The 14,625-nt window shown below is 58.8% G+C and carries 13 protein-coding genes and 1 other RNA gene; 12 read left to right on the forward strand and 2 right to left on the reverse strand.

Going from position 1 to position 14,625, the window contains the following annotated elements:
* Nucleotides 1-4 precede the first annotated feature (4 nt).
* Nucleotides 5-388, reverse strand: coding sequence for a YraN family protein (locus B6S09_RS08150; protein ID WP_094278015.1), 384 nt, complete (start codon nt 386-388; stop codon nt 5-7).
* A complete protein-coding gene (locus B6S09_RS08155) occupies nt 342-2,162 on the reverse strand; it encodes a penicillin-binding protein activator (RefSeq protein ID WP_243832813.1) in 1,821 nt (606 codons plus the stop codon). The genes B6S09_RS08150 and B6S09_RS08155 overlap by 47 nt, the downstream gene beginning before the upstream one ends.
* Before the next feature lie 84 nt (nt 2,163-2,246).
* Here B6S09_RS08155 and rsmI point away from each other — a divergent pair, with 84 nt between their 5' ends.
* From rsmI to murG, 12 genes are all read left to right on the forward strand, one after another.
* Complete coding sequence (rsmI, locus tag B6S09_RS08160; RefSeq protein ID WP_094278017.1) at nt 2,247-3,086, forward strand: 16S rRNA (cytidine(1402)-2'-O)-methyltransferase; 840 nt, start codon at nt 2,247-2,249, stop codon at nt 3,084-3,086.
* Nucleotides 3,087-3,133: 47 nt separating this feature from the next.
* Nucleotides 3,134-3,516: RNase P RNA component class A (rnpB, locus tag B6S09_RS08165), an RNA gene on the forward strand.
* A 238-nt stretch (nt 3,517-3,754) separates the two neighbouring features.
* Complete coding sequence (gene mraZ, locus B6S09_RS08170; protein ID WP_094278018.1) at nt 3,755-4,213, forward strand: division/cell wall cluster transcriptional repressor MraZ; 459 nt, start codon at nt 3,755-3,757, stop codon at nt 4,211-4,213.
* A gap of 2 nt (nt 4,214-4,215) precedes the next feature.
* Nucleotides 4,216-5,160, forward strand: a complete 945-nt coding sequence (gene rsmH, locus B6S09_RS08175) for a 16S rRNA (cytosine(1402)-N(4))-methyltransferase RsmH (protein ID WP_094278019.1) — start codon at nt 4,216-4,218, stop codon at nt 5,158-5,160.
* Nucleotides 5,157-5,471, forward strand: coding sequence for a cell division protein FtsL (gene ftsL, locus B6S09_RS08180; RefSeq protein ID WP_166670302.1), 315 nt, complete (start codon nt 5,157-5,159; stop codon nt 5,469-5,471). The genes rsmH and ftsL overlap by 4 nt, the downstream gene beginning before the upstream one ends.
* Nucleotides 5,468-7,216 (forward strand): penicillin-binding transpeptidase domain-containing protein, encoded by a 1,749-nt coding sequence (locus B6S09_RS08185; protein ID WP_094278021.1) that lies wholly within the window; start codon nt 5,468-5,470, stop codon nt 7,214-7,216. The genes ftsL and B6S09_RS08185 overlap by 4 nt, the downstream gene beginning before the upstream one ends.
* Nucleotides 7,200-8,672: a UDP-N-acetylmuramoyl-L-alanyl-D-glutamate--2,6-diaminopimelate ligase gene (gene murE / locus B6S09_RS08190; protein WP_094278022.1), complete on the forward strand. Its 1,473-nt coding sequence runs from the start codon at nt 7,200-7,202 to the stop codon at nt 8,670-8,672. Before B6S09_RS08185 ends, murE begins: the two co-directional genes overlap by 17 nt.
* Complete coding sequence (locus B6S09_RS08195) at nt 8,669-10,009, forward strand: UDP-N-acetylmuramoyl-tripeptide--D-alanyl-D-alanine ligase (protein WP_094278023.1); 1,341 nt, start codon at nt 8,669-8,671, stop codon at nt 10,007-10,009. The genes murE and B6S09_RS08195 overlap by 4 nt, the downstream gene beginning before the upstream one ends.
* A complete protein-coding gene (mraY, locus tag B6S09_RS08200) occupies nt 10,003-11,085 on the forward strand; it encodes a phospho-N-acetylmuramoyl-pentapeptide-transferase (RefSeq protein WP_094278024.1) in 1,083 nt (360 codons plus the stop codon). Before B6S09_RS08195 ends, mraY begins: the two co-directional genes overlap by 7 nt.
* A gap of 4 nt (nt 11,086-11,089) precedes the next feature.
* Nucleotides 11,090-12,388, forward strand: a complete 1,299-nt coding sequence (murD, locus tag B6S09_RS08205; protein ID WP_094278025.1) for a UDP-N-acetylmuramoyl-L-alanine--D-glutamate ligase — start codon at nt 11,090-11,092, stop codon at nt 12,386-12,388.
* Nucleotides 12,385-13,560, forward strand: coding sequence for a cell division protein FtsW (gene ftsW, locus B6S09_RS08210; protein ID WP_094278026.1), 1,176 nt, complete (start codon nt 12,385-12,387; stop codon nt 13,558-13,560). The genes murD and ftsW overlap by 4 nt, the downstream gene beginning before the upstream one ends.
* The gene (murG, locus tag B6S09_RS08215) at nt 13,557-14,624 is read left to right on the forward strand and encodes an undecaprenyldiphospho-muramoylpentapeptide beta-N-acetylglucosaminyltransferase (RefSeq protein WP_094278027.1); all 1,068 of its coding nucleotides are present in this window, start codon (nt 13,557-13,559) and stop codon (nt 14,622-14,624) included. The genes ftsW and murG overlap by 4 nt, the downstream gene beginning before the upstream one ends.
* Nucleotide 14,625: the final 1 nt, after the last annotated feature.

Here is a 14,625-nt window from a genome sequence, read left to right on the forward strand (position 1 = left end):
TTCCTCAAAAGGCGTTGGCTATCCAGTTTATCTGGTTACCATCAATGGCCACCAGATCAAAACGACAGGACTGATGGGCTTCATTCAGCCCTTTCATTTGCAAATAACAGAGTGCCGCACGGCGTATTTTCCTTTGTTTGGTATGCGTCACCGACATGGCTGCACCGCCAAACTGTTCGCTGTTCCGAAAGCGGACTTCTACAAATACCAAGGTCTGTCCCTGGCGCATAATCAGATCGATTTCGCCCAGTTTACACTGGTAGTTACGGGTAACCGGCTGAAGGCCCTGAGCCTGCAGATAGCTTTCGGCACGGCGCTCGTAAAGAGCGCCGTGTTCCCGTTTATTCTGTTGTTCCGGCTTCTTGCCCGATGAAAACCCAGTCGCCATTGTCGTACTCCCTCCATTGCAGGCGTCGTTGTACAACGCCGTCGGGTGATACGGTTAAATCACCGGTCAGCCCGGGCACCTCAGGTGCTCCTCCGCGCAGGGCCGGCAGCTGAGGGATCAGTGCCCGGGCATCATAGCCCATGGCAAACAGTCGCAGCCAGGCTGCGCTGGCATCGGGCCAGAGGCTGAGCACTTCTGCTTTAAGCTGCGGAGCACCGTCAAGCAACCAGGGCATGTCGGCCAGACGCAGACCGGCAAGCTCTCCCATCGGGGCTTCCCCGGCAGGAATGTAGCTGCGGGAAATCACATAAGTGGGCAGCCGTGCGGCCCGGCTGTCCCGGACAAAATCAAAGTAAGGCAGAATGAAACGGGTTTCGGCGGCATTGGTCGGCATGAATACCGCATCGGCAGGGCGGTTGTCCGGCAGACTGCTGCCATCTACCGGCTGAATCTGGCCAGCGGCTGCGGCTGTAGGACGGCTTCTGAGTGCTTGGCGTACGTCCTTTTCAATGCTCGCCTTGTTGCTGAAATACGACAGAATGGCAGGGCGTCCGCTCAGGCCCTGCCATTGGCGGTTGAACTCGGCTGCAACCCGGCGACCCAGCTCATTTGCAGGGGCGAATACCAGAGGTTGTTGATGGCCTTCCTCCCACATCCGCCGCGCTGCATCGGCCGCTTCGCCTTCAGGTGAAAGTGAAAAATAATAAAAGGTGGTCAGTTCGGGCTGATAGGCGGGCTGATTCAGGGCCAGTACCGGCAGCGCCGGATCCTGCTTGAGCAGCGCATCTACATTGTTTTTCAGCAGCGGGCCAAGAATAAAATCGGCACCGGACTGCATGACCTGTTGATAGACCTCCGCCATGTCGCGATTCTGAGTATCAAAGAAACTGACGCGGACCGACTGTCCCTGATTAGCACTGAGAATACCGTTGCGGATGGCTTCTCCCTGTTTGGCCAGGCGCCCTGACAATGGCAGCAACGCCGCAATATGGGTCGCATCAAAAGAGGGAGCCTGGATATTGCTTGAGGTGCCCGGCAGGTAGGAGCGCGCCGGGTGCTCGGGATAGCTCTGCTGCCAGGATTGCAGCTGCCAGTTGCGTTGGGCCGCGGGCAGTTCGGTGGTATTCAGTATCGCCATCAGGCGTAACCAGCCATTGGCAACGGCGGAATGGTGACTGCCCTGAGCCTGCCGCAGCACTGAGGATGACTGAGTACTCAGCAGCTGATAGATCCGTTCCTGCTCCTGATTGGGTACCGGCTCTGCCAGTAATTCAGTGCGGGCGATCATCGCCAGGGCGGCCTCAACCGGCTGCTGCTGTTGTTCATGGCTGTTGGCCTGTAACAGCCACCAGTAGGCCTGGCCGGACACTGACAGGGCCGGAGCATCAATATTCTGCAGCAGCTGCAATGCTGGCCCGGGCTGAGCTGATGCGACTAGCGACGCCGCATCCAGCAGACGGATGATGGGCTGTTGCGACAGGCTGGCGGCACCACGCAGAGCCTGCAGTCTGGCACCGGCTTCATTATGATTACCCTGTTGCAACAGCGCTCTGATGGCCAGCACTCGCCAGGTGAAGGCGTCGTTACCGGTGGCAATATCGGCCTGGGCGGTGTATTGCTCCGCCGGCCGTACCAGCGGACTGAACATATCCGGGGCCGGCTCGGGGCTGACCTTGGGTTGTAGTAAGCCACTGCCGCAGGCAGTGAGTACGGATGAAAGCACCAGGGTACACAGTAGTCGTGTTACACTGGCCCATTGAATTTGAGTTGCCAATCCCTTATTTCCCATGCTGAGTCATTCTGGTCCTAAGTGTAATCGGGCCGGCACGGTGAAACAATTGCTTGCACAGGAGTCATTATGAACCAGGCTGCCGTTCTTTATATTGTGCCTACTCCTATCGGAAACCTGGGAGACATCAGCCAGCGTGCGCTGGACACCCTGCAGGCCGTGGATGTGATCGCCTGTGAAGATACCCGCCATACCGGTAAATTATTGTCTCACTATCAGATTGGCACCCCTACCTGGGCGTTGCATGATCATAATGAGCAATATAAGGCCGATCAGCTGGTGAGCCGTTTGCAGGAAGGTAAAAGTATCGCGCTGGTGTCGGATGCTGGTACCCCTCTGATCAGTGATCCCGGTTATCACTTGGTCAATCGCTGTCGTGAGGCCGGTGTTCAGGTGGTGGCACTGCCCGGCCCCTGTGCTGCGGTGACAGCCCTGTCTGCAGCGGGTCTGCCGACCGACAGATTTGTATTCGAAGGCTTTTTGCCGGCAAAAGATAAAGCCCGCCATGACAAGCTGGAAAGTCTGAAGGATGAGCCCAGAACCATGGTGTTTTATGAATCGCCCCGGCGGCTGCTTGAGACCGTGGCGGCATTGGTGACGGTTATGGGCCCTGAACGCCGTTTGGTTGTGTCCCGGGAGCTGACCAAGGCGTTTGAAACGACACACGGACTGCCAGCCGAGCAAATGCTGGCGTGGCTGCAGGAAGACAGCAACCGTTGCCGGGGTGAGATAGTGTTGATGGTGGCGGGTCATAAAGCAGACGCGGATGCGCTGCCGGTGGCGGCACAGAAAACCCTGTCCCTGCTCAGTGCCGATCTGGGACTGAAAAAAGCATCGGCGCTGACCGCCGACATTTACGGGCTGAAAAAGAACGCACTCTATAAATTCGGGCTGGAAGCTGGTCTGTAAGCCTGCAGGAATTGCGCTAGCCCCCGTGGCTGAGTTACACTGCGCGCCGAGCTGGCCGGACAATCGCTGCCTCGTCGTGGTGCCATTGGCAGACGGGCGAGGGGGAGGAAAGTCCGGGCTCCACAGGGCAGGGTGCCAGGTAACGCCTGGGGGGCGTGAGCCCACGACCAGTGCAGCAGAGAGTAAACCGCCGATGGCCTTCGGGCACAGGTAAGGGTGAAAGGGTGCGGTAAGAGCGCACCGCGCGGCTGGCAACAGTCCGTGGCACGGTAAACTCCACCCGGAGCAAGACCAAATAGGCCTCCTACAGGCGCGGCCCGCGCTGGAGGCGGGTAGGTTGCTGGAGCCGGCGAGCGATTGCCGGCCTAGAGGAATGATTGTCAATCGGGCTTGCCCGATACAGAACCCGGCTTACAGGCCAGCTCACCTCATTTATCAAACAGCGCAACTCATCGAGTTGCGCTGTTTTGTTATTTGTGGCCCGGGCACTTATCGACGTTTATTGTCCGCATCCCGGGTGTCCGGTGTTCCCATAGAGCAAATTCAACAGAGTCCTTTGTCGTGAGCCGGCATTTCCTTGCTTGAAATGCCGGAAATCGCTCCTTACACTTGTTGTGGTGGGAAAAAGTGGATCTTTGTGGAACAAAGCTTAATTACAGGGACTCTGAATGTTGCGTGGTGCTCATGCCATCAGCCTGGACAGCAAAGGGCGGCTGGCAATACCAACCCGATATCGCGAGCCGTTGCGTGATGAATGCGACGGCCTGTTGGTATGCACTATCGATATCAGTCACTCTTGTCTGCTGCTTTACCCGCTGGGTGAATGGGAGCTGATAGAGAAAAAGCTGCGCAGTTTGTCGAGTACTCATCCTCAGGAGCGGCGGCTGCAGCGGCTGTTGCTGGGGCACGCCGCCGAATGTGAACTGGATGGAAACGGACGTTTTCTGGTTCCCGGGCCGTTAAGGCTGCATGCGGGGCTTGAAAAAAAAATCATGCTGGTGGGACAGCTCAATCGTTTTGAAATATGGAGCGAATCCCGCTGGCAACAACAAATTAATGATGATCTGCTGGCGCTTGATGATGAAGGCTGGGAGTCATCGGAACGATTGCGGGACTTTTCGCTATAACAATGAGTGAACAACAGGCACACATTACCGTACTGCTGGACGAGGCAGTGGCCGGTCTTAATATTCGCCCCGACGGCATCTATGTAGACGGAACCTTTGGCCGTGGCGGACACTCGCGTCATATTCTGTCGAAACTCGGGCCCGACGGCCGCTTGCTGGCCATCGACCGGGATCCGTCGGCCATTGCGGTGGCAGAGCAAATCACCGACCCGCGTTTTACCATTTTGCACGGCCCTTTTTCCCGGCTGGCAGAAATGATGGCAGCCGAAGGGCTTACCGGCAAAGTAGATGGCGTTCTGCTCGATCTGGGCGTGTCATCCCCTCAGCTGGATGAGGCTGAGCGGGGGTTCAGTTTTCAGAAAGACGGTCCCCTCGATATGCGCATGGACCCGACTAGCGGTCAGAGCGCTGCTGACTGGCTGAATCACGCCGATGCAGACGATATTGCCTGGGTACTGAAAACCTTTGGTGAAGAGCGCCATGCCCGCAAGATTGCCCGGGCCATTGTGCATGACCGTCAGACCACGCCCTGGACCCGTACCCGTCAGCTGGCCGAGATGATCGCCCGGGTAAACCCGAGCAAGGAAAAAAACAAGCATGCGGCGACCCGCAGTTTTCAGGCCATTCGAATCTACATCAACAGTGAACTGGACGAGATTGATCAGGCGCTGAACGGAGCACTGGAAGTGCTGGCACCGGCCGGCCGGCTGTCGGTTATCAGCTTTCACTCGCTGGAAGACCGTCTTGTAAAACACTTTATCCGCAAGCAGGAAAAAGGGCCGGAAGTGCCCCCTGGGCTGCCGTTGACCGAAGAGCAACTGGCCGGTGGCCGGACGCTTAAAAGCGTGGGTAAGGCACAAAAGCCGTCGGCTGACGAAGTGGCCGCCAACCCCAGAGCCCGCAGCTCTGTATTACGGGTGGCCGAGCGTCTGGAGATGCAGCCCTGATGGACAGCCGCATCAACCTGACCCGGGAAGTCGGTCGGGATCTGTGGCGCTATAAGTGGCAGCTGATACTGGCCATCGTTACTGTGATATCGGCCATGGCGGTCATCGTGGTTACCCACAGCACCCGTCAGAAGACCAGTGAATATAACCAGCTGATGGCCGAACAGGACAAGCTGGATATCGAGTGGCGAAACCTGCTGCTGGAACAGAACACCTTGATGGAGCACAGCCGGATTGAGGCGCTGGCCCGGGGAAAACTGAATATGCAACGACCCGAGCCAAGTAAGGAGAAGCTGGTGAGGCAACCATGAGCTGGCGCAAAAAGCAGAAAAAAGAACCCATGATGGCCCGCGGCCGGTTTTATTTTACCTGCGGCGCTATTGTGCTGGCTTTTGTTGCCTTGTTTGCCCGGGCTGCCTGGATCCAGGTGATCTCGCCGGATCGCCTGCGGCTGGAAGGGGATCTGCGATCCTTGCGATCAACCGCTGTCAGCAATACCTCCCGGGGTATGATCATGGATCGTAATGGTGAAGAGCTGGCGGTTTCGGTGCCGGTGCAGGCGGTATGGGCGGATCCCAAGCAGATCCATGCCGAGCACAGCCTTGATAAGGAACAGGCCTGGCAGGCCCTGGCAGAAGTGCTGGGCGTGCCCCGCGATACCTTGCTGGCCAGGGTGCAGGATCCCAAACGTCGTTTTGTTTATCTGCAGCGCCAGGTGACACCGGCGGTGGCCGAATATATTCGCAAGCTGCGTCTGCCTGGCGTACATCTGCGTCCGGAAGAGCGCCGTTTTTACCCTACCGGTGAGATCAATGCCCACCTGGTCGGCATGACCAATATTGACGGAACTGGTATCGAGGGCATAGAGCGGGGCTTTAATGACTGGCTGACGGCGTCGCCCGGTGAGCGCAAGGTGCGTAAGGATCGCCTGGGCCGGGTGATTGAAGATCTGGGCGTGGTATCCGAAGCCCGGGAAGCCAATAATATTGAGCTGACCATCGATCAACGGGTACAGGCGCTGGCCTACCGCTCGCTCAAGCGTGCCTTTGAATATCACCGAGCCACCTCGGCCTCACTGGTGATGCTGGATGTAAAAACCGGTGAAGTGATCGCCATGGTGAATGCCCCTTCCTTTAACCCGAACAATCGCGGCCAGTATCAGGGCTTTCGCGCCCGTAACCGCGCAGTGACCGACACCTATGAGCCAGGTTCCACTCTGAAACCAATGATCGTGGTCAGTGCTCTGGAAAATGGTGTGGTCAATGCAAATAGCATGGTCGACACCAGCCCCGGCTGGATGCGTCTGGGTGGAAAGCGGGTCTCTGATACCCGGAACCTCGGCAGTATCAGTGTGGAAACCGTGCTTAAACGCTCTTCCAACATGGGCATGGTACGGATGGCCATGAAGGAAACGCCGGCGCAGCTGCTTGATACCCTGTACCGCTTTGGCATGGGCATAGATACAGGCATGGGGCTGGTGGGTGAAAGTACCGGCATGGTGCCTCAGCGCCGGCGCTGGTCCGAGATTGAACAAGCCACCCTGTCATTCGGTTACGGGGTCACGGTAACGCCGCTGCAGCTGGCTCAGGCTTATGCCATTCTGGCCAACGGCGGCAAGCGTTACCCGTTGAGTATCATCAAGCGCAGCCAACCCCCTATCGGTGAGCAGGTTATCCCCCGTCATCATGCCGATGCAGTAATAAGTATGCTGGAAAGTGTGGTGCAGCCGGGAGGAACCGCGACCCGGGCCGCCATTCCTGGCTATCGGGTGGGTGGCAAGACAGGAACCTCACGCAAGGCCATCGCCGGCGGCTACGGCAGTGACTATATCGGTCTGTTTGCCGGTGTAGCCCCCATCAGTGACCCTCGTCTGGCCATGGTGGTGGTGATTAACGAGCCCCAGGGCGAGCAATATTACGGCGGCCTGGTGGCTGCGCCGGTGTTTGCTGAAGTAATGAGTGGTGCCCTGCAGTTACTCAATATCCGGCCCGATGCGGCCACCGAAGAACAATTCCAGCTGGCAGGACAGGAGGCATCCATTGTCCCTCACTCTTAGAGAGCTGGCGATGTTGCTGGGGTATTCGGCCCCGGCCATCGCCATTGACAGTATTACTCTGGACAGCCGGAATGTGACTCCCGGCTGCCTGTTTATTGCCATTCAGGGCCTCCAGGCCGATGGTCGCCGTTTTATCGACAGCGCACTACAGCAGGGAGCAGCAGCGGTCATTTATCAGACCGATAGCGCGGAAGAAGCAGGCCTGAACAGCAGAGATCATCGCCTGTTGGGCGTGTTTGAATTGCCTGCACTGTTGTCAAGGCTGGCCGGTGCCTTCTATGGCGAACCGGGCCGGCAGCTGCAACTGGTGGGGGTGACCGGTACCAATGGTAAAAGCACGGTATCCCAGCTTATTGCCCACTGGAGTCAGCTGCTGGGCACCAGTGCAGGGGTGATGGGCACATTGGGCAATGGCCTTTGTGGTCAGCTGCAACCGGCCGCCAACACCACAGGCTCGGCCCTTGAAGTGCAGCAGCAACTGGCCGGCATGCTGGCAGCCGGTGCGAGCAGAGTGGCGATGGAAGTGTCTTCCCATGGCCTGCATCAACACAGGGTAGCGGCGCTTGATTTTGATGTGGCGGTGTTTACCAACCTGAGCCGGGATCACCTCGATTATCACGGCACCATGGCCGAGTACGGCGAAGTTAAGCGCAGCCTGTTTGAGCTGTGCCGGAAGGGCCGGGTGATCAATGCTGACGACGTTTATGGCCGGCGCTGGCTAGGTTATTACTCCGATGCAGTGGCCTACAGCCTGCACGGCCGGCTGGCTGATTTCCCCGGGCGTCAACTGGTGGCTGAAACCGTTCATTTTTACGGTGACGGAGTGAAAGTGACCATTAACTCCGACTGGGGGAATGGTGTATTATCCGCCCCCCTGATTGGTCGTTTTAATGTGGCCAACCTGCTGGCGGCCATGGGCGCAATGCTGGAGCTGGGTGAGTCCTTTGAGCGATTGCTGGAGACGGCTCCCAAACTGGTTGGCGTGGCCGGGCGTATGGAGCCCTTTACCGCTCCCGGCAGCCCTATGGTAGTGGTGGATTATGCCCATACTCCTGACGCCCTCGAACAGGTGCTGCAGGCGCTGCAGCAGCATTGCCGGGGCCGGCTCTGGTGTCTGGCCGGCTGCGGCGGTGATCGTGACAAGGGCAAGCGGCCCTTGATGGCAGCGGCGGCGGAAAAAGGGGCCGACGAAGTGATTCTGACTGACGATAACCCGCGTACTGAATCGCCGGCGGCCATCATTGCCGATATGCAGGCCGGGCTCAGCAGTCCGGCGGCGGCCCGGGTGATCCACTCCCGGAGTGAAGCTATTGAATATGCCATTAATATGGCGGGTGAACAGGACATTATTTTGGTTGCAGGCAAAGGCCACGAGGATTATCAGATAGTGGGTACGCACACCATTCATTACAGTGATCGGGAAACCGTGGCTGCCTTACTGGGAGCCCGGCAGTGATTCCCCTTTTGCTGAGCCGGCTGGCGGAAGCATCCGGCGGCGAGTTGCGCGGTGCCGACAACGATATTCTGTCGGTTTCCACCGACAGCCGGCAGTCCATGGCGGCAGGTTGCCTGTTTGTGGCGCTGCCCGGCGAACGTTTCGACGCCCACGACTTTGCCGAACAGGCGGCAGCTCAGGGGGCGGCGGCGCTGCTGGTGGAACGCTGGCTGGAGCTCGACCTGCCACAAATTCGCGTAGCCGATACCCGTCTGGCACTGGGCGTGCTGGGAGGGCTGGTGCGTGAGCAAAGTCGAGCGCGGGTGCTGGCCATTACCGGCAGCTGTGGCAAAACCACGGTAAAGGAAATGGCCGCCAGCATACTGCGCCAGAAGGGCAAGGTACTGGCAACTCGCGGTAATCTTAACAATGAAATCGGTGTGCCGCTTACCCTGTGTGAACTGACCGACGACACCGACTACGCCGTGATTGAACTGGGAGCCAACCACATTGGCGAAATCGCCTGGACCAGCTCACTGACCCGGCCTCATGCTGCATTGATCAACAATGTGGAAGCGTCCCACCTGGAAGGCTTTGGGTCGCTGGAAGGCATCGCCCAGGCCAAGGGGGAAATCTACGGCGGGCTGGAGCCGGGTGGTGTCGCTATCGCCAATGGCGACAGCCCTTTCTGCAGTCTGTGGAAAGAGCATCATGAACTGATTTATTTCGGTGACCGTCGTGACTACCAGGCCCGGGACATCAGCCTGAATGGCGCCGGGTGTGCCCGCTTCCGGCTGCTGACGCCGCGGGGCGAGGTGGAAGTGCAACTACCAGTACCCGGTAAACACAACGTCGCCAATGCCCTGGCCGCTGCCGCCGGAACCGAGCAACTGGGGGCCAGCCTGGACGAGATTGCGACCGGACTTGCCGCTTTCACCCAGGCACAGGGCCGGTTACAGGTGTGGACGCGACCCGGTCTGACCGTGCTGGATGATACCTATAACGCCAGTGTGGCCTCGGTGCTGGCCGGGCTCGATACTCTGGCCAGTCTGCCCGGTCATCGTATTTTTGTGTTTGGTGATATGGCCGAGCTTGGCGATTACAGCCGCGATATGCACAGCAAGGTGGGCGAGCACGCCCGCAAGCTGGGCATAGATGAAGTGCTGACAACCGGCTGCGACAGCCAGCATACGGCAACGGCGGCTCATGGCCGTCATTTTGAAAATAAACAACAATTGTGGCCGGTGCTGAATGCGGCGCTGGCGGCACATAACAAGGTGGTAGTTTTGGTTAAGGGTGCACGCAGTGCCCGGATGGAACAACTGGTCCGGGCCATTCAGGAGGGAGAGCTATGCTAGTCTGGCTGGCGGAATGGCTGACTCCCCATTTCAGCTTTTTCAATGTTTTTTCTTATCTTACGTTCAGAGCCATCATCTCTATTCTGACAGGCCTGCTGGTGTCGCTGTGGATCGGACCAAAACTGATCCGGCGGTTGCAGAAGCTGCAGATTGGTCAGGTGGTGCGTAACGACGGTCCCGAGTCCCATTTCAGCAAGGCGGGCACGCCTACCATGGGCGGGCTGATGATCCTCATCGCCATCTTTGTATCCGTGCTGCTGTGGGCCCGGCTGTCCAATCCGTATGTCTGGGTGGTGCTGTTTGTGCTGGGGGCCTTCGGTGCCATCGGCTTTGTGGATGATTATCGTAAGGTGGTCCGCAAGAATACGGACGGTCTGATCGCCCGCTGGAAGTATTTCTGGCAATCGGCGGCGGCGCTGGCGGCAGCCTGCTTTGTTTACTGGATTGCCAAAGATCCGGCCCAGACGCAGCTGGTGGTGCCCTTTTTCAAAGATGTGATGCCTCAGCTCGGGCTGTTCTTTATCGTACTCAGCTATTTCGTGATTGTGGGCTCCAGCAATGCGGTCAACCTGACCGATGGCCTCGACGGACTGGCGATTATGCCCACGGTGATGGTGGCGGCGGGCTTTGCCCTAGTGGCCTGGGCCACCGGTAACGTCAATTTTGCCGAATATCTGCATATTCCCTATGTGGCTCATGCTGGCGAACTGACCGTGGTGTGTACCGCCATCGTCGGTGCCGGCCTTGGATTTTTATGGTTTAACACCTTTCCTGCCCAGGTATTTATGGGTGATGTGGGTTCACTGGCCCTGGGCGCGACGCTCGGCATTATCGCCGTGCTGGTACGTCAGGAATTCCTGCTGGTGATCATGGGCGGCATCTTTGTGATTGAGACCCTGTCGGTCATTCTGCAGGTGGGCTCCTACAAGCTACGCGGTCAGCGCATCTTCCGCATGGCCCCCATTCATCACCATTACGAACTGAAAGGCTGGCCCGAGCCGCGGGTGATTGTCCGTTTCTGGATCATCACCCTGATGCTGGTACTCACCGGCCTGGCCACGCTGAAGCTGAGATAACGCCATGATCCCTGCGCGCACTGTGATTATCGGACTGGGGCAAACGGGACTTTCCTGTGTGCACCATTGCATGCGCCGGGGAGTGCGGCCGGCGGTGATGGACACCCGCGCCCTGCCGCCGGGTGCCGAGCAGCTGCCCGAGGGGCTGGCGTGTTATTTCGGCGGGCTGAACAGCGAGGTGTTGCTGGAGGCCGAGCTGATTGTTGCAAGCCCCGGTGTGCCTCTGGCCACGGCCGAATTGCAACAGGCGGCCGCGGCTGGCGTGGAGATTATCGGTGATATTGAGCTGTTTCTGCGTGAATGCACCGCTCCCGTGATTGCCATTACCGGCTCCAACGGCAAAAGCACCGTCACCACTCTGGTGGGTGAAATGGCCGCCGAGGCCGGACTGGCGGTGGGCGTGGGTGGCAACATCGGTACCCCGGCACTGGAGCTGCTGGAGCATCCTTTAGAGCTGGCGGTGCTGGAGCTGTCCAGCTTTCAGCTGGAAACCACGCCTGGCCTGAAGGCGCTGGCAGCCACCGTGCTCAATATCAGTGAGGATCACCTGGATCGCTACGATTCCCTGGCTCATTACAGAGACACCAAGCTTGGTATCTATCAGCAGGCCGGCCTGTGTGTTTATAACCGGGAAGACCGCGAAACCCGGCCACTGGAGCACTGCCGGGCGGTCAGCTTTGGTTTGAACAATGAAGATTATGGCCGCATTGAGCATCAGGGAGAAACCTGGCTCAGTGTTGACGGCGAGCCGGTGCTGCCGGTGCGCGAGCTGCGTATTGTCGGTGCTCACAATCAACTTAATGCCCTGGCGGCGATGGCGCTGGCAGCCGAGGCCGCCATTCCCCGGCCGGCTCAGCTGGCGGTGCTGCGTCGCTTTGGCGGTCTGGCTCATCGCTGTCAGTTTGTGGCCGAAAAGCAAGGAGTACGCTGGATTAACGACTCCAAGGCCACCAATGTGGGGGCGACTCTGGCTGCCATTGACGGTATTGCCGATGGCATGACCGGCCGGCTCTGGTTGATTGCCGGTGGTCAGGGCAAGGGACAGGATTTCTCGCCGCTGATCCCCCTGCTGAACACGCACATTACCGGTATGGCCTGTCTGGGGCAGGACAAGGCACAGTTGCTGAGCCTGGCCGGTAATACCCATGGTGTGGCCGATATGGCCGAAGCGGTGGCCTGGTGTGCCGGTCAGGCCCAGCCTGGTGATTGGGTACTGCTGGCTCCGGCCTGTGCCAGCTTCGATATGTATCCCAACTATCCAGCCCGGGGGGCTCACTTCGTGTCATTGGTGGAGGCGCTATGAAACTACTGCCTTCATTTGGTATGGACTGGTTGCTGCGTCCTTCTCACGGCCATATTTATGACCGTCAGCTGGTCATTCTTTCCCTGGCGCTGATGGCCATTGGACTGGTGATGGTGTCGTCTGCCTCCATTGCCGAAGGCATCGCGGTGGGCGACGATCCCTTTTATTTCGTTAAGCGCCATGGCAGCTTTTTGCTGATTTGTCTGTTTCTCTGTGCGCTGGTGCTGCAGATCCCCATGGAGCGCTGGCAGCAGTACAACGGCGGTTTCCTGATCCTGGCGCTGACTATGCTGGTGCTGGTACTGATTCTGGGCCGGGAGATCAACGGCAGTAAACGCTGGTTGGCGCTGGGACTGTTTAATGTGCAGCCGGCGGAAATTGCCAAATTGGCGCTGTTTACCTTTCTGGCCGGTTTTCTTGTGCGTAAGCAGGATGAAGTACGCAGTCACTGGAAAGGCTTTCTGAAGCCGCTTGCGGTGATGGGCATGATGTCATTTATGCTGCTGATGCAGCCGGATCTGGGCTCGGTGGTGGTGTTGTTCGTGACCACTTTGGGCATGCTGTTTATTGCTGGGGCTCGCATGGGGCAGTTTATCAGCCTGGTATTGCTGGGCATGACCCTGGTGGCGGGGCTGATCGCCATGGCCCCTTACCGGGTGAAGCGGGTGACCTCCTTTCTTAACCCTTGGGATGATCCCTTTGGTAGCGGCTACCAGCTGACTCAGTCACTGATGGCCTTTGGTCGGGGGGGCTGGTTTGGTGAAGGACTGGGTAACTCCATCCAGAAACTGGAGTATCTGCCCGAGGCCCACACCGACTTTGTGTTCGCTATTCTCGGCGAAGAGCTGGGCTTTACCGGCGTGATGCTGGTTCTGCTGCTTCAGTGCTGGCTGGCGTTCAAGGCCTTGCGTATCGGTCAGAAAGTGTTGATGGGTGGCCGTCAGTATGAAGGTTATCTGGCGGTGGGTATTGGTATCTGGTTCAGTTTCCAGACTGTGGTCAATGTGGGGGCGGCATCGGGCATGCTGCCTACCAAAGGCCTGACCTTACCCTTGGTGAGCTACGGTGGTTCCAGCCTGCTGGTGATGAGTACTGCGGTAGCCATTCTGGTGAGAATGGATTTTGAGTGGCGGCGGGACAATATGCAGGCCAGACAGCGGGAGGCGACATGAGTCATAACAAGACCCTGCTGGTGATGGCCGGCGGCACCGGCGGGCATGTGTTTCCTGGTCTTGCCGTGGCGGACTTGCTGCGGCAGGAGGGCTGGACCATTCACTGGCTGGGTACTGCGGATCGCATGGAGGCCCGGTTGGTGCCGGAGCACGGCTATCCGCTGCATACCATCAGCATTGCGGGAGTGCGCGGCAACGGCGTAAAACGGCTGCTGGCAGCCCCTTTTAAAATCGCCAATGCCGTGTTTCAGGCTCGCCGGGTGCTGAAACAGACCCGGCCGGATGTGGTGCTGGGCATGGGCGGTTTTGCCGCCGGGCCGGGCGGGGTGGCGGCCAGACTGGCGGGCATTCCGCTGGTGCTGCATGAACAGAATGCAGCCGCCGGCATGACCAACCGGCTGTTATCACGAATTGCCAGCCGGGTGCTGATGGCCTTTCCCGGTGCCTTTGAACAGGGCGACGTGGTGGGTAACCCGGTGCGGCCGGATGTGGTGGCACTGCCGGCTCCGGCAGAACGAATCAGCCTTGAACCCCAGCCGTTGCGGTTGTTGGTGGTCGGCGGCAGCCTGGGTGCGAAAGTGCTGAATGATACTCTGCCCGATGCGCTGGCACAGGTTAACGTGCCGGTGCAGGTGCGTCACCAGTGCGGCAAGGGTAACCGCGAGTCAGTACATGCCGCCTATGCGGCGCAGGGAGTTCAGGCTGAGGTCAGTGATTTTATTACCGATATGGCCGCTGCCTACGGCGATGCCGACCTGGTGGTCTGCCGGGCCGGTGCATTGACGGTATCGGAAGTGGCTGCGGCAGGGATCGGTGCTATTTTTGTGCCGCTGCCCCATGCCGTGGATGACCACCAGACTAAAAACGCCCGGGCGCTGGTGGATGAAGGTGCGGCCTTGCTGATGCCGCAGTCTGAGCTGACATCCGCGGCGCTGGCACTGCAACTGGAACAACTGGCCGGCAGCCGTGAGCGGCTGCGGGACATGGCCGGCAAAGCCCGGCAACTGGCAATTACCGATGCGGCGGCGCAGGTAGCAAATTGTTTGCGCGCCCTGACGACATAAA

This window comes from Oceanimonas baumannii, from assembly GCF_002245495.1.
Classification (GTDB): domain Bacteria; phylum Pseudomonadota; class Gammaproteobacteria; order Enterobacterales; family Aeromonadaceae; genus Oceanimonas; species Oceanimonas baumannii.